This is a genomic window from Paraburkholderia atlantica (assembly GCF_009362785.1).
GTDB lineage: Bacteria > Pseudomonadota > Gammaproteobacteria > Burkholderiales > Burkholderiaceae > Paraburkholderia > Paraburkholderia atlantica.
Window position 1 is genome coordinate 120,669 of record NZ_WHNQ01000012.1, and the last position, 22,976, is coordinate 143,644.

24 protein-coding genes are annotated in these 22,976 nt (G+C 65.7%); 14 read left to right on the top strand and 10 right to left on the bottom strand.

From position 1 onward, the window contains the following. The first annotated feature begins 69 nt into the window (after window positions 1-69). The 3 genes from glgX (at window position 70) to GCT19_RS18970 (ending at window position 4,772) form a co-directional block, all read left to right on the top strand. A complete protein-coding gene (glgX, locus tag GCT19_RS18960) occupies window positions 70-2,283 on the top strand; it encodes a glycogen debranching protein GlgX (protein WP_018438054.1) in 2,214 nt (737 codons plus the stop codon). Window positions 2,284-2,434: 151 nt separating this feature from the next. Beyond that, complete coding sequence (locus GCT19_RS18965) at window positions 2,435-2,611, top strand: DUF2934 domain-containing protein (RefSeq protein WP_018438053.1); 177 nt, start codon at window positions 2,435-2,437, stop codon at window positions 2,609-2,611. Window positions 2,612-2,705: 94 nt separating this feature from the next. Beyond that, window positions 2,706-4,772: an AI-2E family transporter gene (locus GCT19_RS18970; RefSeq protein WP_152852775.1), complete on the top strand. Its 2,067-nt coding sequence runs from the start codon at window positions 2,706-2,708 to the stop codon at window positions 4,770-4,772. Window positions 4,773-4,901: 129 nt separating this feature from the next. Here GCT19_RS18970 and GCT19_RS42815 read toward each other — a convergent pair whose 3' ends face one another. Together GCT19_RS42815 and GCT19_RS18975 are read right to left on the bottom strand one after the other, a co-directional pair. Beyond that, entirely contained in the window at window positions 4,902-5,075 is a 174-nt protein-coding gene (locus GCT19_RS42815; protein ID WP_193727421.1) for a hypothetical protein, read from the bottom strand. A 40-nt stretch (window positions 5,076-5,115) separates the two neighbouring features. Then, window positions 5,116-6,741: an FAD-dependent oxidoreductase gene (locus GCT19_RS18975; protein WP_152852776.1), complete on the bottom strand. Its 1,626-nt coding sequence runs from the start codon at window positions 6,739-6,741 to the stop codon at window positions 5,116-5,118. Window positions 6,742-6,993: 252 nt separating this feature from the next. On the opposite strand from GCT19_RS18975, the gene GCT19_RS18980 reads away from it, so the two are divergent. Continuing rightward, entirely contained in the window at window positions 6,994-9,153 is a 2,160-nt protein-coding gene (locus tag GCT19_RS18980) for a hybrid sensor histidine kinase/response regulator (RefSeq protein ID WP_152852777.1), read from the top strand. Between the two features lie 153 nt (window positions 9,154-9,306). Beyond that, window positions 9,307-9,594 carry a hypothetical protein gene (locus tag GCT19_RS18985; protein WP_152852778.1) on the top strand — a complete coding sequence of 96 codons (288 nt, stop codon included), beginning with the start codon at window positions 9,307-9,309 and terminating at the stop codon, window positions 9,592-9,594. A gap of 121 nt (window positions 9,595-9,715) precedes the next feature. Here the strand turns inward: GCT19_RS18985 and GCT19_RS18990 are convergent, their stop codons facing one another. The 3 genes from GCT19_RS18990 to GCT19_RS19000 form a co-directional block, all read right to left on the bottom strand. Further along, complete coding sequence (locus GCT19_RS18990; protein ID WP_018438048.1) at window positions 9,716-10,735, bottom strand: class I fructose-bisphosphate aldolase; 1,020 nt, start codon at window positions 10,733-10,735, stop codon at window positions 9,716-9,718. Window positions 10,736-10,832: 97 nt separating this feature from the next. After that, window positions 10,833-11,252, bottom strand: coding sequence for a secondary thiamine-phosphate synthase enzyme YjbQ (locus tag GCT19_RS18995; protein WP_152852779.1), 420 nt, complete (start codon window positions 11,250-11,252; stop codon window positions 10,833-10,835). 15 nt (window positions 11,253-11,267) lie between these two features. Further along, window positions 11,268-11,588, bottom strand: coding sequence for a thioredoxin family protein (locus GCT19_RS19000; protein ID WP_013091702.1), 321 nt, complete (start codon window positions 11,586-11,588; stop codon window positions 11,268-11,270). Between the two features lie 172 nt (window positions 11,589-11,760). Here GCT19_RS19000 and GCT19_RS19005 point away from each other — a divergent pair, with 172 nt between their 5' ends. Continuing rightward, window positions 11,761-12,057 (top strand): DUF2628 domain-containing protein, encoded by a 297-nt coding sequence (locus GCT19_RS19005; RefSeq protein WP_018438046.1) that lies wholly within the window; start codon window positions 11,761-11,763, stop codon window positions 12,055-12,057. A gap of 76 nt (window positions 12,058-12,133) precedes the next feature. After that, complete coding sequence (locus GCT19_RS19010) at window positions 12,134-12,577, top strand: hypothetical protein (RefSeq protein ID WP_152852780.1); 444 nt, start codon at window positions 12,134-12,136, stop codon at window positions 12,575-12,577. Between the two features lie 25 nt (window positions 12,578-12,602). On the opposite strand, the gene GCT19_RS42820 is transcribed toward GCT19_RS19010, so the two are convergent. Further along, window positions 12,603-12,908 (bottom strand): hypothetical protein, encoded by a 306-nt coding sequence (locus tag GCT19_RS42820; RefSeq protein ID WP_176136063.1) that lies wholly within the window; start codon window positions 12,906-12,908, stop codon window positions 12,603-12,605. Between GCT19_RS42820 and GCT19_RS19015 the strand changes: the two genes are divergently transcribed. The 3 genes from GCT19_RS19015 to GCT19_RS19025 all read left to right on the top strand — a co-directional run bounded on the left by GCT19_RS19015 (window position 12,811) and on the right by GCT19_RS19025 (window position 16,148). After that, window positions 12,811-14,154, top strand: coding sequence for a sugar efflux transporter (locus GCT19_RS19015; protein ID WP_184128095.1), 1,344 nt, complete (start codon window positions 12,811-12,813; stop codon window positions 14,152-14,154). The genes GCT19_RS42820 and GCT19_RS19015 overlap by 98 nt on opposite strands. Window positions 14,155-14,378: 224 nt before the next feature. Then, window positions 14,379-15,413 (top strand): phosphogluconate dehydrogenase (NAD(+)-dependent, decarboxylating), encoded by a 1,035-nt coding sequence (gnd, locus tag GCT19_RS19020; RefSeq protein WP_152852781.1) that lies wholly within the window; start codon window positions 14,379-14,381, stop codon window positions 15,411-15,413. 36 nt (window positions 15,414-15,449) lie between these two features. Continuing rightward, window positions 15,450-16,148, top strand: a complete 699-nt coding sequence (locus tag GCT19_RS19025) for an HAD family hydrolase (RefSeq protein ID WP_018438040.1) — start codon at window positions 15,450-15,452, stop codon at window positions 16,146-16,148. A 63-nt stretch (window positions 16,149-16,211) separates the two neighbouring features. On the opposite strand, the gene GCT19_RS19030 is transcribed toward GCT19_RS19025, so the two are convergent. Then, on the bottom strand, window positions 16,212-16,751 hold the full coding sequence (locus GCT19_RS19030) for an ankyrin repeat domain-containing protein (RefSeq protein ID WP_152852782.1): 540 nt from the start codon (window positions 16,749-16,751) through the stop codon (window positions 16,212-16,214). A 114-nt stretch (window positions 16,752-16,865) separates the two neighbouring features. After that, window positions 16,866-16,994, bottom strand: a complete 129-nt coding sequence (locus tag GCT19_RS44395) for a hypothetical protein (RefSeq protein ID WP_013091695.1) — start codon at window positions 16,992-16,994, stop codon at window positions 16,866-16,868. A 220-nt stretch (window positions 16,995-17,214) separates the two neighbouring features. Between GCT19_RS44395 and GCT19_RS19035 the strand changes: the two genes are divergently transcribed. Then, window positions 17,215-19,608 (top strand): phosphoketolase family protein, encoded by a 2,394-nt coding sequence (locus GCT19_RS19035; RefSeq protein ID WP_152852783.1) that lies wholly within the window; start codon window positions 17,215-17,217, stop codon window positions 19,606-19,608. Between the two features lie 10 nt (window positions 19,609-19,618). Next, window positions 19,619-20,770: an acetate/propionate family kinase gene (locus tag GCT19_RS19040; protein ID WP_152852784.1), complete on the top strand. Its 1,152-nt coding sequence runs from the start codon at window positions 19,619-19,621 to the stop codon at window positions 20,768-20,770. Window positions 20,771-20,785: 15 nt separating this feature from the next. Here the strand turns inward: GCT19_RS19040 and GCT19_RS19045 are convergent, their stop codons facing one another. Further along, on the bottom strand, window positions 20,786-21,040 hold the full coding sequence (locus tag GCT19_RS19045) for a BON domain-containing protein (protein WP_018438035.1): 255 nt from the start codon (window positions 21,038-21,040) through the stop codon (window positions 20,786-20,788). Between the two features lie 139 nt (window positions 21,041-21,179). On the opposite strand from GCT19_RS19045, the gene GCT19_RS19050 reads away from it, so the two are divergent. Continuing rightward, window positions 21,180-21,575, top strand: a complete 396-nt coding sequence (locus GCT19_RS19050; protein ID WP_152852785.1) for a PaaI family thioesterase — start codon at window positions 21,180-21,182, stop codon at window positions 21,573-21,575. Window positions 21,576-21,707: 132 nt separating this feature from the next. After that, entirely contained in the window at window positions 21,708-22,403 is a 696-nt protein-coding gene (locus GCT19_RS19055) for a YceH family protein (protein ID WP_018438033.1), read from the top strand. A gap of 42 nt (window positions 22,404-22,445) precedes the next feature. On the opposite strand, the gene GCT19_RS19060 is transcribed toward GCT19_RS19055, so the two are convergent. Further along, window positions 22,446-22,964 carry an SLATT domain-containing protein gene (locus GCT19_RS19060; RefSeq protein ID WP_013091689.1) on the bottom strand — a complete coding sequence of 173 codons (519 nt, stop codon included), beginning with the start codon at window positions 22,962-22,964 and terminating at the stop codon, window positions 22,446-22,448. Window positions 22,965-22,976: the final 12 nt, after the last annotated feature.

The window sequence follows — 22,976 nt, forward strand, 5'->3', positions numbered from 1 at the left end:
AAGGCAGTTGAAAAAAAGCACATGCATGACCCCGAGATACGAACCTCCTTGCATCCACTGAGAACACCTATGTCATCCCCAGCCAGCTACTCGACGCGCATTTCCGAAGGCACGCCATTTCCGCTCGGCGCGACATGGAACGGCAGCGGCGTGAACTTCGCGCTGTTCTCCGCGCACGCGACGAAAGTCGAACTGTGTCTGTTCGATGAATCCGGCCAGCATGAACTCGAACGCATCGAGCTGCCCGAATACACCGACGAGGTATGGCATGTGTTCGTACCCAATCTGAAACCGGGTGCCGTCTATGGATATCGCGTGCATGGTCCCTACGAGCCCCAGAACGGGCATCGCTTCAATCCGAACAAGCTGCTGCTCGATCCGTATGCGAAGGCGCACATCGGCGAACTGAAATGGGCGCCGGAAATTTTCGGCTATACGCTCGGTTCGGAAGAGCTCGACCTGTCATTCGATGAACGCGACAGCGCGCCCTTCGTGCCGAAATGCAAGGTGGTCGACGCGAATTTTTCGTGGAGTCATCCGGAGCGTAACGCGCTGCCGTGGGAGCGCGTGATTCTGTACGAGACGCACGTGCGCGGTTATACGAAACGTCATCCGCAAGTGCCCGAGGGTTTGCGCGGCACGTTCGCGGGTCTGGCGCAGCAGCCGGTGCTCGACCACATCCGCGGCCTCGGCGTGACCTCGGTCGAGCTGATGCCGATTCAGACCTTCGTCAACGACAAACATCTGCTCGACAAGGGTCTGACGAACTACTGGGGCTACAACACGATCGGCTTTTTCGCGGCCGATCCGCGTTTCTTCGCATCGTCGACCGATTCGGTCGGCGAGTTCAAGGAGATGGTCGACCGCTTTCACCAGGCCGACCTCGAAGTGATACTCGACGTCGTGTACAACCACACGGCCGAAGGCAACGAACGCGGCCCGACCATCTCGTTCAAGGGCATCGACAACGCGTCGTACTACCGGCTGATGCCCGACGAGCCGCGCTACTACATCAACGACACCGGCACCGGCAACACGCTGAACCTGTCGCATCCGCGCGTGCTGCAGATGGTGACCGACAGTCTGCGCTACTGGGTCACCGAAATGAAAGTGGACGGCTTCCGCTTCGATCTCGCGACGATCCTCGGCCGCGAAGAGCACGGCTTCGACGAAGGCGGCGGCTTTCTCGACAGCTGCCGCCAGGACCCGGTGCTCTCCAGCATCCGGCTGATCGCCGAGCCGTGGGATTGCGGCCCCGGCGGCTATCAGGTGGGCGGATTTCCGCCGGGCTGGGCCGAATGGAACGATCGCTTCCGCGACACCGCGCGCGCGTACTGGAAGGGCGACGAGGGCACCGCCGCCGATCTCGCGACACGCATCACCGCGTCGGGCGACAAGTTCAATCACCGCGGCCGGCGGCCGTGGGCGAGCGTGAACTTCATCGCCGCTCACGACGGCTTCACGCTGAACGATCTGGTCTCGTACAACGACAAGCACAACGACGCAAACGGCGAGGACAATCGCGACGGCCATGCGGACAACCGGTCGTGGAACATGGGCGCCGAAGGTCCCACCGACGACGCCGACATCCGCCAGCAACGCGAGCGTCAGAAGCGCAATCTGCTCGCGACGCTGCTGCTGTCGCAGGGCACGCCGATGATCCTCGCCGGCGACGAGTTCGGCCGCACGCAGCAGGGCAACAACAACGCGTATTGCCAGGACAACGAGATCAGCTGGGTCGATTGGGATGCGATCGACGACGACGGCCGCGCGCTGACCGAGTTCGTGCGCAAGCTGACCACGCTGCGCCACCGTTTGCCGGTGTTGCGGCGCGGCCGGTTCCTGACCGGCGAATACAACGAGACGCTCGACGTGACCGACACGCGCTGGCTATCGCCGGACGGCACCGACATCACGGATGAACAATGGGCCGATCCGGCGATGCGCTGCTTCGGCCTCGTGATCGACGGCCGCGCGCAGGCGAGCGGCATTCGCCGTCTCGCGTCCGACGCGACCTTGCTGCTGGTGCTGAACGCGCATCACGACGTCGTCAATTTCACGTTGCCGGACATTCCCGAGGGCGAGCGCTGGACTTGTCTCGTCGACACCAACATGCCGGTGCGCGCCGAGCTGCCGCAATTCAGCGCGGGCGATGCCTACCAGGTGACGGGTCGCTCGCTGCTGCTGTTCGCGCTCGAAGCGCCGAGCCGCGCGACGCAGCGCGTGTTCGACCGCCTCGAAGAGCAACTGACTTCCGACGAAGGCGACTCGGCGCCGGGCTAGTCGAAGTGGGCGAGCAATGCCAGTTCCGTTGCACGAGCGGGCCGCAGCTCGGGTACAAGGTTTGCTCCCTGTGTTGTTGACGACACGCACGCGTCTCCGATCTTCGCGACGATAGGCGCGCGCACGCAAACAGCCAAGCTGGGGTGAACAAATGGAACATGAACCGAGCGTCGACGAGCAGATCCGCATGCGCGCCTACTATCTGTGGGAGCAGGCGGCCGAGCCGAAGGGCACGCCCGAGCAATACTGGGAGCAGGCGCGCAGTGAGATCGAGAAAGAGGCACCACCGGTCGAGAGCGGGCCGGTGTCGGGCGATACGATGAAATAGGCGTTACTCGACCTTCCTGAGTAACGAGACTCTGAGCCGGCGCATCGCGCGCGGCTCAGGGACCGCTTTCCCATGCCCGATCTTCCTCCACGAGATGAACGACACACCCGAGCCGCGCGCCACCAGCCCCGCCGCGCGCATTCAGGCGGCGTCCGCCGCATTCGGTATCGAGGGCCTCGTCACGTTCGTCGTGGCGGTGATCGCGGTCGCATGCCTGTACTTCGCGAGCGCGGTGATGATTCCGATCACGCTCGCGATCCTGCTGAGTTTTCTCGTCGCGCCGCTCGCCGATGCACTGTGCCGGCTAAAACTCGGTCATGTCGCGTCGGTGTGCGCGGCGGTGCTGATCTCGGTGTCGGTGATCGCGCTGTTGTGCGCGGTGATCGCCACCCAGTTGACCGATCTCGCGGCCGGCATGCCGCGCTATCAGGCAACTATCCAGCACAAGCTCGATACCGTGCACAGTCTGACGATCGGCAAGCTGAACCGTTTCGCTAGCGAGGCAGGCCAGGCGTTGCAGCGCGCGACGATCGAGCCGCCGCAGTTGAGAGCGCCGAGCGGCGCGGCGGCCGCCGTGAGCCCGCAGGCATCGACGGCGGTGCCGGTGGAAGTGCGCGAACCGGTGCCGACGCCGTTCGAGCTCGCGCGGCGCGTGCTGTCGCCTGCCATCAGTCCGTTGGAAACCGCGTTCATCGTTTTCGTCGTCACGATCGTGATCCTGCTGCAACGCGACGACCTGCGCGATCGCGCGATCCGGCTGTTCGGCTCGCGCGACCTGCATCGCACGACCACGGTGATGGACGAGACCGCGCGGCGTCTGAGCCGCTACTTCGTGTCGCAGCTCGGCGTGAACACCGGCGTCGGCGTCGTGATCGGCGCGGGGCTCTTGCTGATCGGCGTGCCGAGCCCGATCCTGTGGGGCATTCTCGCGGCGCTGCTGCGGCTCGTACCCTACGTCGGCATCTGGATCGCGGCGATACTGCCCACCGCGCTTGCCGCCGCGGTCAGTCCCGGCTGGGAGATGGCGATCTGGTCGCTGGTGCTGTTCGTGGTCGCCGAGCTGGCGGTGGGGCAGGTGGTCGAGCCGCTGCTGTATGGGCGCAGCACTGGCCTGTCGCCGTTTTCGGTGGTGGTCGCGGCGATCTTCTGGAGCTGGATCTGGGGGCCGATCGGTCTGATCCTGTCGACTCCGTTGACGCTGTGTCTGCTGGTGATCGGCCGCCATGTGCGGCGTCTCGAGTTTCTCGACGTGCTGCTCGGCGATCAGCCTCCGCTGACGCCGGTCGAAAACTTCTATCAACGCGCGCTCGCCGGCGATCCGGATGAAGCGATCGAGCAGGCCGAAGTGCTGCTGCGTGATCGCTCGTTGTCGGCCTATTACGACGAAGTCGCGATCAAGGGCTTGCGGCTCGCCGCCAGCGACGTAACGAGCGGCAGCGTGACGAGCGCGCAGCTCGCACGCATCGAATCGACGACCAACGACTTGGTCGACGGCCTCGACGGCTACGAGGATCGCGAGCCCGCACCGCTCCCGACGCAGCAGAGCTGGGGCGCGCTGGGGCCGCTGGCGCCCACCGACGAAACGCAGCCCGCGCGGACGATGCCACGATCGGTCGACGCCACGAGCAGTGGCGTGAGCACCAGGACGGTCACGCCAGAGCAGACTCACGGCCCGCAGCAGGGGCCGAGCAGCGAACCGTCCGTTGCCGCGCCCGTATTCGCGTGGCATGCGCTGACGAGCCGCGTGTTGTGCCTGCCGGGCCGTGGTCCGCTCGATGCACTCGCGACGGTCATCCTGCTGCAGCTGCTCGGCAAGCACGGCTTCGCGGCACGCTCGCTGCCGCACGAGGCGGTGTCGCGCGCGTCGATCGACAGCCTCGAGGCGGACGACGTCGGCATCGTCTGCCTTCTGTATCTGCAGATCGACGGCATTCCGTCGCATCTGCGCAATCTGATCCGGCGCATTCGCGCGCGCTTGCCGAACGTGTCGATCGTGGTCGGCCTGTGGGCACCTGAAGAGATGCAGCAGTGGAGCGCGGAACAGCAAGAGTCGCTGGAAGCGGATTGCGCAGTGACGTCGTTGCAGCAGATGCTAGCCGCGTGCCGTCACCTCAATGCGACGCGCACGGTGATTGCGGAGCCGCAGTTCGAGCATGGCTGAGGCGTTGCGGCCTTGCTGTTTTGCGGCCTCGCCGCATCGCGGCCGGTTATCCGCCACTGCCTGGCGGCGTCGCCGCATCCGCATCGCTCTGCCAGCCGCACGGGCAGCGCGTACCGCGCTGCCTCGCGACTATTGACCGGCCGGCTTGTCGTGCCCGGCCTCTGCTTTGTCCTGCTCCGGCTCGATCTTCGTGGTGCCGCCCGTCGAAGGCGGGTCGCTAGCCGGGAAGCTGTCCTCGACCTGCTCGTCGATCTGCTGTTCGCTCTTTTCCGGGTGCGGATGCTGTTCCTTATGTGTCGTCATGGTGGCTCCTTTCTGCAAGGTTGAACGGCAAGGCGATGGCTCACGACGACGCCGCTTGCGGCGCGCTGCCGGCCGTTGCGCCGATGATCGCGAGCGCGTCGGCGCGCGACAGCCCGCCGCGCATCGCGTCCGAAAGTCGCGCGGTCAGCGCTTCGCGCTCGCAGGCGAAGACCGCGTCGACGTTGTCGTCGCGCACGTACAGCGCGATGAACTGGTGATGATCGAAGTCGCCCTCGACGACGATCTCATCCCACTCGCTCGCGTGCCCCAGGTATTCGAAGTTCTTGCCGTAGTGATAGGTCCAGAAGAACGGCACGTCGGCATAGCGAGTACGCACGCCGCACATGTTCTGCGCGGCGATCCGCGCATGCTGCTGCGCGACGCGCCAATGTTCGATGCGCAGCGGCTCCTGGTTCTCGTGCAGTGAGAACACGGCGATATCGCCGGCCGCATACAGCCCGCACGCGGCGCTCATGCCGGCATTGACGACCACGCCGCCGTCCTTCTGCAACGGCAGTCCTTCGACGAACCCTGTAGCCGGCGCAACCCCCGTGCCCAGCAGCACGACATCGGCGGCAATGGCCTCGCCGCTGTCGAGCATCACCGTATGCACGTTGCCTTCCTCGCCCTCGAGCGACGCGACCTTCGCGTCGAGATAGAACTTCACGCCGTTGCTTTCGTGCAGCGCGCGAAACATCTGGCCCGCGCGCTCGCCGAACTGCTTCGCGAATGGGACCTTGTCACGCGAAATCACGGTGACGGGCACGCCGTGCTTGCGCAACGCGGATGCGACTTCGAGGCCGATGAAGCTGCTGCCGAGAATCGCGACACGGGTTTGCGATGCATCGTCGCCGAGCGCGTCGATCAACGCGGCGGCATCGTCGAGGTGCCGCAGCACGTGCACGCCGCCGAGTTCGCAGCCGGGAATGTCGGGCACTTTCGGCACGCTGCCGGTGGCGAGCAGCGCGGTGTCGTATTTGAGCGGTTCGATGCTCTGCTCGCTATTACCCGCGCCGGCTTCGAAATGGATCGTGCGTGCGGGCACGTCGAGCCGCGCGACCTTCGCGACGATCCGCTCGATGCCGTGCGTGTGCAGCCAGTCGGACGGCAGCAGCGGCGGCACGTCGGCGGGCGGCATTTCGAACGAGGGAACGAATTTGCTCAGCGAGGTGCGGTCGTAGGGCGCGTGCGCTTCGTCGCCGATCAGCGTGATGCGGCCCTCGAAGCCGAACTCGCGTAACGCGGCACAGGCGGCGGCGCCTGCCGCGCCCGCGCCGATCACCACATAGTGTTTGCGTTGCGCGGCGGCATCGAGCGGCGGCGTGTGCGCGGCCGGTGCCGGCGCGGCGATTTTTTCCGCCGACACCAGCACGTCGTCGCCATCGAGCGTGACCGGGTAGCGATCGAGCGGCAGCAGCGGGGGCGGCTCCAGCACATTGCCGGTCGCGACATCGAACGTACCCTTGTGCCACGGACAGATGATGCGGCCGTGGCACAGCGCGCCCTCTTCGAGCGGGCCCCCGGCATGCGGGCAATCCGGTGTGTACGCGCGCACGGTGTCGCCGTCGCGCACGAGCAGAATCGGCGTGTCGTCCACCGTGACGCGCACCGCGCGGTCCGCCGGCAATTCCGAGAGCCGCGCAACGCGGCGGGCAGTCGTGGACATCGTGAGGCCTCGCGCAAGGAAGGGCTCGCGAAGCGCACGCAAGCGCGTCGCGAGCAGGGAACGGAACTGGGCTTGCGATCAAGCAGCGATCAGGCAGCAATCCGTGTGCCCGCACGCGTGAGCGAAGTGATGCAGCGAACCCGCTTGGGAAGATAGGCCGAGTTGCGGTAAATTTCGAGGCAGGGGAATTAGCGCGCGAACAGCAGCGTGCGAATTCGCAGGCACAGCCTTCCCTGACCGTATGCAACTTTGATGGAGCAGGTGACCGTGCAGCGTGCAGAACGTGTCGCAGTCGATGTGCCGATGCCGTCACGCAACTTCGCGGCGACACGGCGCATGTTGCTGATCGTGCTGGCCGTGTCGATCTTGTTTCCGTTGGCCTGCCTCGTGGGCTACGGCTACTTCGACTACCAGCGCCGGATCTCCGATGCGAACGATATGATCGACCGCCTCGCGCGCGTGGCGCAGGAGCAGGCCGTCAAGGTGCTGGATCTGAACCGGCAGATGGCCTCGCGCGTGATCGAGCTGCTCGGCGATTCCGACGATGCGCAGATTCGTGCACGCGAGCGCGAATTGCACGAGCGTCTGCAGGGCATTGGCGGCGACTTCCCGCAGGTGGCAGCGATCTCGCTGCTCGGCGTGAACGGCGAGCTGCTGGTGTCGAGCCTCGCGTATCCGGCCCCGGCGGTGGCGATCGGCCAGCGCGACGACTTTCTTGCCGCGAAGGCGATGCGTCCGCAGCCGTATTTCTCGCTGCCGATGTTCGGCACGCTGTCGAAGGTCGACGTATTCACGACCGCGATCGGCCGCTCGGGCGCGGACGGTCGGTTTCTCGGCGCGGTCACGGTGGCGCTGCGCAACGAATATTTTTCGCGCTTCTATCACGAGCTGACCAACGGCGATCCATCGCTCGCGCTCGCGCTGTACCGGCAGGACGGCAATCTGCTGGTGCGCTATCCGCCCTGGCCGGCCGGCGCTCGGCTGTCCATGCACAGCGCGTTCATGTCCGCGTTGCGCGACAAACAGCTGTTCGGCCACGTGCGTCTGAATTCGAGCGTCGACGGCGTCGAGCGGCTGCTCGCGTTTCGCCGCGTCGGCGACTCTCCGTTGTATGTGATGAGCGCGTACGCGACGTCGTCGATCGTGGCGGCGTGGCGCACGCACTTTCTGTTGATCGCGGCGTTGACGGCGGTGCCCTGTATCGCGATCTGGATGCTCGTGCTGTATTCGCTGCGCCAGCTCGAAGCGGAGCGGCGCGCGTGGGAGCGCTGGCAGGGCGAGGTCGCGATGCGTCTGTCGGCCGAGGCGTCGAGCCGGCAGCTGCAGCGCATGGGCGCGCTCGGCAATCTGGTCGCCAGTGTCGCGCACGATTTCAACAACCTGCTGATGGTAGTGTCGGCCAACACCGAACTCGCGCGGCTCAAGCATTACAACGATCTCGAGAAGGAGGTGCATGCGGTCGAGCGGGCCACCGCCACGGCCGAAGCGCTGACGCGGCGACTGCTCAGCGTCGCGCGCAAGCAGCCGCTGAAGCAGGAACCCGTCGAGCTTGCACGCTGGCTACCGGCCGCCGTGCCGCTGATCAACGCGGCGCTCGGCGACACGATCGAGCTGGCGCTGCGCATACCGGAGAGCTTGTGGCAGGTGCTCGTCGATCCGACCGACCTCGAATTCGCGATCGTGAACATCGCGATGAACGCGCGTGATGCGATGCCGCACGGCGGGCGCTTCGTGATCCGCTGCCAGAACAATCGGCTGGTCAGCAGCGACACGCAACTGCCGGACGGCGAATACGTGCTGATCGCCTGTTCCGACGACGGCGAAGGCATGCCCGAATCGGTGGCGCGACGCGCGTTCGAGCCGCTCTTCACGACCAAGCTGCGCGGCTCGGGCACCGGTCTCGGGCTCGCCCAGGTGCTGTCGATGTCCGAGCAGGCCGGCGGCACCGCGAAGATCGACAGCGTGCTGGGCAGCGGCACGACGGTACGCATGTTTCTGCCGCGCTATCGTGAGCGCGCCGCAACGGCCGGCGTCGATGCGCGCCAGCCGCTGCCGACAGCGGCCGGGGCCGTGCTGCTCGTCGAGGACAACGAGGACGTCGCGGCCGGCGTGACCGCGGTGCTCGAAACCTTCGGCTGCGAGGTGCATCACGAGCCGACCGCCGACCAGGCGTTCGACGTGCTGAGCGCCGGCTCGCGTTTCGAGCTCGTACTGTCGGACGTCCAGATGCCGGGCAAGCTGAACGGCATCGATCTGGCGGAAAAGATCCGCAGCGCGTGGCCGTCGCAGAAGATCGCGCTGATGACCGGTTACGCCGACGAGCTCGACCGCGCGCGCCGGCTCGGCATCGCGATACTCGCGAAGCCGTTCAATATCGACGAATTGCATGCGCTGGTGGCGTGCGGCACCTGAAGCCGCGGCACACCGTTCGCGCAGCGGGTCCATGGGCTTTTCCTGTCGTGTTGTGCTGCGGCACAGCCCTTGCTGAAAAAAGTGCGAGGTTTGCGCGTGCGGTTGCCGCGCGCCCACTTCCTTTCGACACTCTCGACACCCAGGAGAATCGCCATGAAGATCAGACACGCAGTGCTCGTTTCCACCTTGCTCGCGGCTTCGTCGCTCGCGATAGCCCAAGGCGCCGGCGGTGGCGCCGGTGGCGGCGGGGGGCCGGCCGGCAACGACCCGAACACCAACGCCGCGACCTCGACACGCGAGGGCGGCGACGCAGGTCCGGCGGCGACGACCACACCTGCGACCCAACATCACATGAAGAAGCATTCGAAGTCGAAGAAGCCCATGACCGACTCGACGAATACGCCGGGAGCGGACGCGAGCAGCGATACGAAGGGGCAGTAAGCGCGGCGTATCGAGGCACAAAGGCGGCTGGAGTCGCGCGTCGGGTCTCATCCGGCGTGTCGGCTCCGGCCTTTTTGTACAAAAGCGTGATGACGGCCGATTTGCGCTTCGCCCGCCAGCGTCAATCCTTTTCCATCGAAGCGTCGTACTTGCCGAGCGCGGCCGCGCCATTCAGACGCGCGCGCTTGAGCAGCGCCTGCTGCGCTTCTTTCACGTTGCCCGGCTGGCCACGCCACGCATTCAACGGCGGCTCCTGCAACGCTCGCCCATACGAAAAGCTCAGATTCCACGGCAGCGCGCCGAGCCGGTTCATCGCGCTGAGATTGGCGGTGGCCTCCTCGGGCGACTGTCCGCCCGACAGGAACACCAGACCCGGCACCGAAGAGGGCACCGTGCGCATCAGCACGCGCACGGTCGCCGCCGCGATATGCGCGGTGCTCGACTGCTGCTGATGCTCGGAGCCGGCCAGCACCATGCTCGGCTTCAGCACGATATGTTCGAGCACTACGCGATGCCGATGCAGCGCATGAAACACCTCGTGCAACACGGCCTCGGTCACTTCCGCGCAACGCTCGATCGTGTGATCGCCGTCCATCAGCACCTCGGGTTCGACGATCGGCACGATGCCGGCTTCCTGGCTGATCGCCGCGTAGCGTGCGAGCGAATCGGCGTTCGCCTCGATCGCGAGCCGGCTCGGCAGGCTGTCCGTGATGTTGTAGACCGCGCGCCACTTCGCGAAGCGCGCGCCTTGCCGCTTGTAATCGACGAAGCGTTTGGCGAGACCGTCGAGGCCTTCGGTGATCTCGTCGCCGGGAGCGAGCGCGAGCGGCACCTTGCCGAGGTCGACCTTGATGCCCGGCACGATGCCGTTCGCCGCGGCCACTTGCGGGAACGGCGTGCCGTCGTCGGCTTTCTGGCCGAGCGTTTCCTGGTAGAGGATCACGCCGCTCACGAACTCGCCGAGGCCGGGTGTCGTGAGCAGCAGGTTGCGATACGCGCGACGGTTTTCTTCGGTCGATTCGAGGCCGATCGTCTTGAAGCGTTTGGCGATCGTCGGGCCGCTTTCGTCGGCGGCGAGAAGACCCTTGCCCGGTTGAACCATCGCCTTGACGGTGGCTTGCAGCTCGCTACGGGTGTCCATGAGGTGTGCTCCCTTGGGTAGGCTCCGTACGATGCGGTGTGCGGAGAAATGCCGGTGACAGTTTCCTTTGCGTGACGAGTGGGTGCGAAAGCAGACTTTATTCGCCGAGCAGATGCAGCACGATATCGCGCGGCTGTGGGTGACGCCGATGTTCGAACAGATAGAGCCCCTGCCATGTGCCGAGCACCATCCTTCCATGCTCGACGGGCACCGATAGCTGCACCTGCGTGAGCGCCGTGCGCAGATGCGCGGGCATATCGTCGGGACCTTCGGTGTCGTGCTCGTAGCGCGTGTCATCTTCGGGCGCGAGGCTCTCGAAGTAGCGCTGCAGATCGCGCCGCACCGATGGATCAGCGTTCTCCTGAATCAGCAGCGACGCCGACGTGTGCCGGCAAAACACCGTCAGCAGACCTGTACGGATGTCCGTATCGTCGACGAAGCAGCGCGCGTCGTCGGTAAATTCGACCAGGCCGCGGCCACGGGCCTGGACACTCAGATGATGGATGACCTGGCGCATGATGGAACTCGAATCTCAGAGCGACGCGAACGCGTCCTCGATGTCCTCGGCGCTGCGTGGCCGCACCACGCGCGCGACCTCGGCGCCGTCGCGCATCAGCACGAGCGTTGGCCACAGCTTGACCTTGAACGAGCGCCCGAGCGGGCGGCCGGGACCGTCCTCGATCTTCAGATGCCGCAGGCCCGCGTGCGGCGCGAGCGCCTGCCGGATCGAGGCCTGCGCGCCCTGGCAATAGCCGCACCAGTCGGTGCCGAATTCGACGACGGTGGCGCCGGGCAGCGAGTCGAGCTCGGCGCGGGACGGGGCTTTCGGGGAATAGGGTGTCGGGGAGGTCATGCGTGCTCCGCTCGTGATCGTGATCTGCCAAGCGTAGCAGCTATGCCGCGGATCGTCAGCGCAGCGGCCGTATGCAGCCGATGCGCGTGATGTCGCCGCGGCATGTTAAAAAGCGGTGCGCGCGTGCTCGATCGATCGACGCGCCGCCTTATCGCACCGAACCTCGCAAAACATGAACGCACGAATCTATCTGCAACATCCGCAGCACAAGGACGCTATCGCGGTCGCGACCGGCTTCAGTTGGGGCGCGTGCCTGCTCGGCTTCATCTGGGCGCTGTCGAAGAGAATGTGGTTCGCCGCGTTCGTGATGCTCGGCATCAACGTGATCCTGCTCGGCATCGGTGTGTGGGGCGAGACGGCCGATCTGATCGGCTTCGTGCTGTCGATCGTGTTCGCGTTCGTGTGTGGCGCGTATGGCAACCGGTGGCATCGGTGGACGCTCGAACAGCGCGGCTACGTTGTAGTGTGATGCGTTCGCTGGAGTGGAGATTGCTGCACGCTGGCGTGTGATCGAAGCTGAGTTCAATCCGTGATGGAGGCGTTTCATGCTCATTGCATCGACAGTCGCTGGTCTCACCGTGTCCTTGGGGTTCCTGGCGATCGCGCCGCTCGCCCACGCCGCCAACGCGGCGCCCCCCGCCACGATCGCGGCCACCCCAGCCACACCCACGTCCGCTCCCGCCGACGACACCTTCCTGCTGACGATCTTCCTGCGCCACGACGAATCGAAGCCGCTGCCGAAGATCAACGATCAACTGCGCGAGCAGGGCTTCTTCAAGACCTTCCCACCGCCCGGCATCGAAGTCGTGTCGTGGTACGTGATGATGGGCATCGGACAGGTGGTGACGCTGCGCGTGCCCGCGAGCCGGCTGCGCGAAGTGAACCGCGCGATCGAATCGACCGCGTGGGGCGGCTATCACACCGAGTTCTATCCGACCTACGACTACAAGGCGCAGGCGCAGCAAATGCGCGCAACTGAGGGCAAGTAGCGGCGAGCGTGCCGGCAGCTTGCCGCTAACGGCACGCATCGCCATGGCACGACGCGAGCAGTCCGATGCGCGCGAGCGCATTCCGCATTTGGGACGGCCGGTGAGCGGGTTTACGCGAGCCGCGCTCCGGGTCGATAATGCCCCGGTCGTTTTGGCCCGAGCCCGCGACGTCTAACGTGCCGTCGAGCGCATTGAAGCGCAACGCGGCCCGCTCCACCTGACCTTCCGTCCCCGTGTTGAAAACTGCGCGTTTTTTCGACCTGCTTCGCATTCCTGGCTTCAAGCCGCTCGCTGCCGCCACCCTGATGCTCGGTGTGGCGATGTCCTTCACCGCTCCGTATCTGTCTCTATTCGGCATCGAACGCGCCGGCATGACGCCGTTCCGGCTCGGCGTATTCATGACGCTGATCGCCGCGAGCGGCGTGCTCGCGAGCACGGCCGCCGGGCGCTGGAGCGACAGGAGCGGGCGGCATCGGCCGCTGTTGCTGGCGGCGCTGATCCTGGCCGCGCTCGGCTACCTGTGTCTGTGCGTGGTGCGCGATTACCGGCTGCTGCTGGTGGTCGGTATCGTGTTCATCGGCGCGGGCGGCTCGGCGATTTCGATGGTGTTCTCGTTCAGCCGCGCGGCGCTGCCGGTGCCGGACCCCGCCGAGCGCGTGTTTGCAAGCGCTACGCTGCGCACGATCCTGTCGGCCGCATGGGTGTTCGGGCCGTCGGTCGGCGCGCTGGTGCTCGCCGCGACCAGCTTCACCGGGCTGTTCCTGTTTGCGGCCGCGAGCTTCGCGACCTGCGGCTTCATCGTCTGGCGCATGCAGGAGCCGCAGAGCCATCTCGGCGATCACACGGTCGAAGACACCGCTTCCGAGCCGTCCGCATCGATCACGGTGCCGCCGCTGAGGCAGCCCGGCGAGGATGCGCACGAAACGCTGCCGGCCGCGTCGGCGAACGACATCCTGCGCTCGGTGACCGCGCTGACCTTGCTCGGCCTCGCCGCGAACGCGACGATGATCGTGCTGCCGCTGTACATCGTGCACGGGCTGAACGGCACGCATCTCGACGTGTCGGTGATGCTCGGTCTCGGCGCGCTGACCGAGATCCCGATGATGCTCGCGCTCGGCGCGAAGTCGTCGTCGCTGCACAAGCCGAACTGGCTTGCCGCGTGCGCGGCCGTGCATGCGGTGTACTTCGTCGCGATGTCGCTGGCCGGCAGCGTCAGCGTGCTGATCCCGATGCAGATGCTGAACGCGTTCGTGGTCGCCGTGACCTCATGCCTCGGCATGACCTACGTGCAGGATCTGATGCCGCACTCGCCCGGGCGCGCGACCGCGCTGTTCTTCAATGCGGCGCGGGTCGGCTCGATCCTGTCGGGGGTGCTGTCCGGGCTGCTCGTACAGGCGTTCAGCTATCGCGGCACGTTCCTGTTTTGCGGATTGCTGGGGCTGTGCGCGCTCGTGCTGTTCGCGGTGCCCGGCTATCGCTATCCGGTGATGTGGCGCGCGGTCAAGCGCTTCGCGGCTGAGCAATACACGAAGCTGGCCGCGCGCCGCGGCACGCGCTTGCCCGAGCGCAGCGAATGACGCCCGATGCCGCCGCGTTCGCTTTCGCGCGGATGCGGCGCGTCGCCAGCCGCGTGAAACTTCGAGCCGCGCCGCCCGGCTGCAAAAAAGTGCGGCTTCCTTCGATACATTCGGCGTAGCTCGCGACATAGCGCCTATGCTTAAGGGCAGCCACGCCGCCGCAACACGACGACACGACGACCAGAAAATCGGACAGCGCAACGCAGCATCTTTCGGAGCGAGCTATGCAGCTAGGCATGATTGGATTGGGACGGATGGGCGCCGACATGGTGCGGCGCCTGACCAGCGGCGCTCAGCAATGCATCGTGTACGACGTGCAGCCGGCGGCGGTCGACAGGCTGAAGCAGGAAGGCGTGGCCGGCGCGAGCTCGCTCGAAGATCTCGTCGCGAAGCTCGCCAGGCCGCGCGCCGTGTGGCTGATGGTGCCCGCCGCGGTGGTCGACGCGACGCTCGACAAACTCGTGCCGCTGCTCGAACCGGGCGACATCGTGATCGACGGCGGCAACTCCTACTATCACGACGACATCCGCCGCGGCCAGCAACTCGGCACGCGCCAGCTTCACTATGTGGACGTCGGCACGAGCGGCGGCGTCGCGGGGCGCGAGCGGGGCTACTGCCTGATGATCGGCGGCGAGGCCGAGGTCGTCAAACGGCTCGAGCCGATCTTCTCGGCGCTGGCGCCCGGCGTGGGCACCGCAAGCGCGACACCGGGCCGAGCGGCGGGCGCGAGCACCGCCGAGCAGGGCTTTCTGCATTGCGGCCCGCAAGGCGCGGGGCATTTCGTCAAGATGGTTCATAACGGCATCGAGTACGGGCTGATGGCCGCCTACGCCGAGGGTCTAAACGTGCTGCGCCACGCCGACGCCGGCCGCCACGCGCGCGAAGCCGATGCCGAAACGTCGCCGCTGCGCCGCCCCGAGCTGTATCAGTACGATCTGAATCTCGCGGATATTACGGAGGTCTGGCGGCGCGGCAGCGTGATTGGCTCGTGGCTGCTCGACCTGATCGCCGGCTCGCTCGCCAGCGACACCGACCTGAAGGGCTACGCGGGCCGCGTATCGGATTCCGGCGAGGGGCGCTGGACCGTCGCGGCGGCGATCGACGAAGGCGTGCCGACGCCGGTGCTCAGCGCGGCGCTGTTCGCGCGCTTCAGTTCGCGCGGAGAAGCCGATTTCGCGAACCGCGTGCTGTCGGCGATGCGGCACGATTTCGGCGGCCACGCGGAAAAACCCGTCGCGCCGGACGGCGGGCTGAAGTAGCCGAGGCGATCCACGAACCTGCCACGAGGAACCGCAATGCCAGTCACCTCCGCCACGCCGCACGATGTCGTGTTTCTGTTCGATTGCGATAACACGCTGCTCGACAACGATCACGTGCTGCAGGACCTGCGCGCGCACATGATGGGGCAATTCGGCGAAGAGAACAGCGCCCGCTATTGGGAAATCTTCGAGAACCTGCGCACCGAACTCGGCTACGCCGACTACCTCGGCGCGCTGCAGCGCTACCGGACCGAGCATCCACGCGACACGCGCCTGCTGCTGATGTCGTCGTTCCTGATCGAGTATCCGTTTGCGAACCGGCTCTATCCGGGCGCGCTCGACGCGCTCCGGCATGTCGGCAAGTACGGGCCGACGGTGATCCTGTCGGATGGCGACGTGGTGTTCCAGCCGCGCAAGATTTCGCGCTCGGGCCTGTGGGACGAAGTCGAAGGGCGCGTGCTGATCTACATCCACAAGGAGTTGATGCTCGATCAGGTGATGGATTGCTATCCGGCGCGCCATTACGTGATGGTCGACGACAAGCTGCGGATTCTGAGCGCGATGAAGAAGGCTTGGGGCACGGAGCTGACGACCGTGTTTCCGCGCCAGGGACACTATGCATTCGATGCGAAGGAGATCGCGAACAATCCGCCCGCGGACGTGAGCGTCGGGCGAATCGGCGAGTTGGCGGAGATCGACGTGGAGACGCTGTTGCGCAGCGCGAAGGGCAGTTAGGCGGCGCCGCGTGCGATGTGCGGGCGCCGCCTCATGGGTGAAGCCGCGGGTGAAGTCGCGGGATCAGGCGCCGAGCGCTTTCAGGCGCGCCTGGGTATCGGCGGCGCCCATCCGGGCGGCGGCATCGGCGGCGCTGACGCCGTTCGCGTCGCGCGCATGCGGGTCCGCGCCGTGCGCGAGCAGCAGATCGACGATTGCGGTGCGGTTGAACATCGCGGCGATCATCAGCGCGGTGCGGCCATCGGGCGATGCGCCTTCGACGTCGGCGCCATGCGTGAGCAAGGTTTCGATCACTTTATCGAAGCCCTTGAGCGCGGCGCCCGCGATCGGCGTCTGTCCCGCGTCGTTGCGCAGGTTCGCATCGGCGCCCTGTTCGAGCAGCGTGCGCACCGCGTCGACGTGGCCGTGGTAGCTCGCCAGCATCAGCAGGCTGTCGCCGCGTTCGTTGCGAAGATTCGGCGGCACGCCTTTTTCGATGACGGCGGCAAGCATCGTCGCATCGCCGCGTCGCGCGAGGTCGAAGACTTCGCGGGCGAGCGCCTGCAAATCAGGATCGGGTTGCGAAGCGGGTGGGTTGTTGGTGTGGTCGCTGTGGTTGGTCAAGGCTCTCTCCTTGCGTTGAATGAGCGGCGCGATGCAAATGTCGCGCCCGGTCTTTCAGAGAGCATACACATTCCGCGGCGCTCGCGTCCGCGTGCTGCCAGCGGCGCCGCTGTGCTAGGCGTGGCTGAACAGCTTGACCAGCAGCCCGAATACGCCTATCGGTATTCCGACCGCCACGAACGTCAACACGAGCGTAAGGACCAGAACCTTAAGCACTTTGAGCGCACTGGGAGATGTCGACATGGCGGCCATTGACCTGAGACAGAGGATCACGAAAAGAAAGCAGACAGCGCAAGGCAATTGCAGTACGAATGCCACATTCAGCGCGAGATACTGCGAGGGCTAGCAACATTCGCCCCGGTTTGAGCAGCTTAGTACATTCGACCCGTGCCCTACGGCTTCGTTTCGAGTGCACCGCATCATCCGCCAACCAGCTTGACAGTTCTTTTCGAGGAGTGACGCCATGGCCGAAGCAACCTCGCATCCCACCCCGCCGCAAGTTCTGGACCCCGATACGCTGCGCAACCTCGATCGCTACTGGCGCGCATGCAATTATCTGTCGGTCGGCATGATCTATCTGCGCGACAACCCGCTGTTGCGCGAACCGCTGAAACCCGAGCACATCAAGAACCGGCTGCTCGGCCACTGGGGTTCAGACGCCGGCCAGAGCTTCGTGCTCGTGCATCTGAACCGGCTGATCCGCAAACACGATCTCGACATGATCTTTCTGTCCGGACCCGGTCACGGCGCGCCGGCGAGCCTCGCGCACTGCTATCTGGAAGGCACCTACTCGGAGGTCTATCCGGACCGCAGCGAGGACGAAGACGGCATGCGGCGCTTTTTCCGGCAATTCTCGTTCCCGGGCGGCATTGGTTCGCATTGCACGCCTGAAACGCCGGGCTCGATTCACGAAGGCGGCGAACTCGGCTACTGCCTGTCGCACGGCTACGGCGCCGCGTTCGACAATCCCGAGCTGATCGTCACCGTGATGATCGGCGACGGCGAAGCGGAGACCGGGCCGCTCGCCACCTCGTGGCATTCGAACAAATTCCTGAACCCGATCCGCGACGGTGCGGTGCTGCCGGTGTTGCATCTGAATGGCTACAAGATCGCCAATCCGACGCTGCTCGCGCGCATTCCGCATGAAGAGCTCGAGGCATTGATGGTCGGCTACGGGCACAAGCCATATTTCGTCGAAGGCGACGATCCCGACACGATGCATCAGCAGATGGCGGCGACGCTCGAACAATGCCTCAGCGACATTCGTGCGATCCAGCAGAACGCGCGGCAGAACAACGACACCACGCGGCCGCGCTGGCCGATGATCGTGCTGCGCTCGCCGAAGGGCTGGACCGGGCCGAAAGAAGTGGACGGTCACAAAGTGGAAGGGTCCTGGCGCTCGCATCAGGTGCCGGTGGCCGATGCGGTGACCAATCGCAAGAGTCTGAAGATCGTCGAGGATTGGCTGCGCAGCTACGGTCCTGAAACCCTGTTCGATGCGAACGGCCGGCTCGTCGAAGAACTGCGCGCGCTCGCGCCCGAAGGCGCGCGCCGCATCAGCGCGAATCCGCACGCGAACGGCGGGCTGCTGTGCAAGATGCTCGACATGCCGTCGTTCCGCGATTACGCGGTGGCCGTGAAGAAACCGGCGGCGGGGTATACATCGCCGACCGCGGTGCTCGGCACCTTCCTGCGCGACGTGATGCGCAAGAACATGTCGAACTTCCGGCTGTTCGGTCCCGATGAAACGTCAAGCAATAAGCTGCATGCGGTTTATGAAGTGTCGGGCAAGACCTGGCTCGATCCCCTCGAACCGAGTGACGCCGACGGAGGCCACCTGTCGGCCGACGGCCGCGTGATGGAGATGCTCAGCGAGCACACGCTCGAAGGCTGGCTGGAAGGCTATAACCTGACCGGCCGTCATGGGCTCTTCGCGACCTACGAAGCGTTCGTGCACGTGATCGACTCGATGTTCAACCAGCACGCGAAATGGCTCGAAAAATCCAAGCGTGAGCTCGGCTGGCGGCAGCCGGTGCCGTCGCTCAATCTGCTGATCACGTCGATCGTGTGGCGCCAGGATCACAACGGTTTCACGCACCAGGACCCCGGTTTTCTCGACGTGGTCACGAACAAGAGCCCGGATGTGGTGCGCATCTATCTGCCGCCCGATGCTAACTGTCTGCTGAGCGTTGGCGACCACTGCCTGCGCTCGCGCGACTACGTGAACGTGATCGTGTCCGACAAGCAGCCGCATCTGGATTATCTCGACATGGACGCGGCCGTCATTCATTGCACCAAGGGTATCGGCATCTGGGACTGGGCGTCGACCGATCAGGGCGCCGAGCCCGACGTCGTGATGGCGTGCGCGGGCGACATCGCGACGATGGAAGCGCTCGCCGCCGTGCAGATCCTGAAGGAGCACTGCCCGACGCTGAAGATCCGCTTCGTCAACGTGGTCGATCTGTTCCGCCTGATGCCCGAGCATGCGCATCCGCATGGACTGTCCGACCGCGATTTCGATTCGCTGTTTACGACCGACAAACCGGTGATCTTCAACTTCCACGCGTATGCGGCGCTCGTGCACAAGCTCACGTACAACCGCAAGAACCACGGCAACATGCACGTGCATGGCTACAACGAGAGGGGCAACATCAATACCCCGCTCGAACTCGCGATCATCAACGGCGTCGACCGCTTCACGCTGGCGATCGATGCGATCGATCGCGTACCGACGCTGCGGGGCGTCGGCGATCATACGAAGGAGTGGCTGCGCGGGCAGATCATCGAGCATCTCGCGTATGCGCACGAGGAAGGGATCGACAAGGAGGAAATCCGCAACTGGACGTGGAAAGGCTGAGGGGGACACCATGCACGACCACGATCAGGAACGGACGATTCTGGTGCTGAACAGCGGGTCGTCGTCGCTGAAGTTCGGGCTTTTCGCCCCTTCGGCCGACGACGAAACGCTGCTGCTCGAAGGCGCGGCCGAGGGCATCGGCCGCACCGACGGCCGACTGCGGATCAAGGCGGCCGATGGTCGCGTGCTGTTGCAACAGGACCAGAAGCTCGGCTCGCAGACCGAGGCGCTGCAACAGCTTTCGCAGCTGCTCGTGCAACAGCATCGTGCGCGGCCCTCGGCGGTCGGGCATCGCGTCGTGCATGGCGGCCCGCGCTTGCGCACGCACCAGCGCATCACCGACGACGTGCGCCGTCAGTTGCTCGACGCGCTGCACTTCGCGCCACTGCATATCCCGCCGGCACTCGAATTGATCAACGAAGCCACGCAGATTTTCCGCGACGCTACGCATTACGCGTGCTTCGACACCGCGTTTCACGCGACGCTGCCGCCGCGCGCCGCGCAACTCCCGCTGCCGCGCCGTTATGCGGACGCTGGCGTGATCCGCTACGGCTTTCACGGGCTGTCGTACGAATCGCTGGTCAAGCAGCTCGGCGCGGCGTTGCCGTCGCGCGCGGTGTTCGCGCATCTCGGCAATGGAGCGAGCCTGTGCGCGCTGCTCGACGGCCGCTCGGTGGACACGACGATGGGCCTGACGCCGACCGGCGGCATCCCGATGGGCACGCGCAGCGGTGACCTCGATCCGGGCGTGCTGCTGTATCTGATGCGCGCGGAACGACTCGACGCCGATGCGCTGGACACGCTGCTCAATCGCCAGAGCGGTCTGGCCGGTTACGCGGACGGCGAAAGCGACATGCAAGCGCTGCAAAAAAGCGCGGCGAACGGCGATGCGCACGCGTCGCTCGCGCTCGATGCGTTTGCGACCGGAGTGCGCAAGACGATCGGCGGATACGCGGCACTGCTTGGCGGGATCGATCTACTCGTGTTTACCGGCGGGATCGGCGAGCACAGTGCCGAGGTTCGGCGGCGCGTATGCGATGGGCTTGCGTTTCTTGGGCTCGTCGAGGGCGATCCGGCGGGCAAGGTGAGGGTGCTGCATACCGAGGAGGAGAAGCAGATCGCGCGGCATTGCCGGGAACTGCTGCAAGCCGGGGAGAGCTGACCCGTTTGAGCCGTGTTATGCCGACTTGATAACGGTCCGGTCCGCGATGCCGGTGACGCCGAACAACCGCGTCACGTCTTCGAGCATCGCGGTGCGCTGAGCTTCGCTCTGAAGCTCGCCCGACAGCGTGATGCGTCCGTGCGCGACCTTCACGCGCACGGCGCGCGGCGGCACGGCCGAGTCCCACGCGAGACGGCGCGCCGCCTCGGTGGCGATCTGCGCGTCGGTCAGGCGGGCAGACTCGCCAGATTTCGAGCTAGCGGAGCGCATGGAGTCTCCACGAAACAGAATGTCCATCCCTTCACACTAGCAGATGCGGCGGGATTTGCCCGCGTGCGCGCCTGGCCACTGCCGCCGCGTGATCGCGGGTATGCTCACGGTTCGTTACGACCGAGCCAAGGCCCGAATCATGTCCGACTTTCCCATCGACAACCCGTTTCTCGAATCGCTCGGCGTGCGGCTGACGCAATGGCGCGACGGCTACGCTGAGCTGCTGATGCCGATCGACGCGAGCAAGCTCAATCGTCAGGGCGTGCTGCAAGGCGGCGCGATCGCAACGCTGCTCGATGCCGCCGCGGGCTACGCGGGCCTGTATGCGCAGCCGGGACAACCGGCGCGGCATGGCTTCACGCTGTCGCTGACCACCAACTATCTGGACAAGGGGCTCGGCGCGACGGTCACCGCGAAGGGCTTTCTCGAACGCTCGGGCCGCTCGATTTTCTTTTCGCGCGCGGAAGCGTGGGTGGACGGCAAGCTGCTGATCGCGAGCGCGCAGGGCACCTTCAAGTATTCGAAGACCGCCTGACGCGCGACGGCGCCGGCAGCGCAGATTCCCCCACCGCGCGGGCCGCGCCGCGTTTATCATAGTGGCCACCTGACAGAACGCGCCGTCCAGCCGCGAACGGCGCGCGCATCTTCCACGAGACCACGCATCCCCATGAATTCGACTCCCGACGCTCCTTCCCGACCTTCGCTGCGCGCGCTGACCGCGCTCGAAGGACGTGTTCTCGGTGTGCTCGTCGAAAAACAGAACACAGTACCCGACAGTTATCCGCTATCGCTGAACGCGCTGACGCTCGGCTGCAATCAGAAGACCGGCCGCGCGCCGGTGATGAACGCGACCGAGGCCGAGGTGCTGACCGCCGTCGACGGCTTGAAACGTCTGAGCCTCGTGTTCGAGGGCAGCAGCAGCCGGGTGCCGCGCTTCGAGCACAACATGAACCGCGTACTCGGACTGCCGGGACAGTCGATCGCGCTGTTGACCACGCTGCTGCTGCGCGGCCCGCAAACGGCCGCCGAATTGCGCCTGAACAGCGCGCGTCTGCATGGTTTCGCCGATATCTCGTCGGTCGAGGCGTTTCTCGACGAGTTGGCCGCGAACGATCCACCTCGCGTCGTCCGGCTGCCGCGCATGGCGGGCGAGCGCGAGAATCGCTGGATGCATCTGTTGTGCGGCGAGGTCAGCATCAGCGAAGCCGCGCAGTCGGCGGTCGCCGAGGACGACAGCGTGCCGCTGTCCGCATTCGAGGCGCTGAAGGCCGAGCAGAAGCGTCTCGCCGATGAAGTCAGCCGTCTGCAGGCCGTCGTGCGGCGCATGGCGGCCGAGCTAGGTATCAGCGCCGACGATTTGTGATCCGCAGCGAAGGCGGAAACAGAAACGAAGAGCCCGTACGTTTCATGCGTCGCGTCGACGCGGCCTGTCCGCCAGCAACGTGCGCTGCGTGCGATAGAAGATCCGCGGCGGCACGTTCGGCGAGTCTTCGGCGAGACGGTCGAGTTCGGTACGGATCGCGGTGAGGTAGTGCGCTTCGCGCGCGTCCGCGTCGCCGGCAAACACCGCTTCGAGCCGCCGGCGCACCGCGCCGTAGCGAGCACCGGCGGCGCGATGTTTCTCGGCACGCTCCGCATAGCGCAGGAACGTTTGCAGCGCGGCCGAAATCGCCGCCGTCACGCTGACGAGACCAACGAATATCCGCATTTCGAACGACACCGGCGGCACGCTCAACGACGCGAACACCGCCGTGCCGACGAACGCGGTCAGCGCGGTCACGAGCCAGCCCATGCGGCGCTCCCGCGCCGACAGCAGATCCGCCATGTCGTAATGGCTCATCTGCGATTCGCGCGCACGGCGAATCCATTTCAACAGCAACTCGGTTTCATCGACGGGCGGCTCGTAGGCGGGCAGGGTCGTCATCGTTCAGTGGCT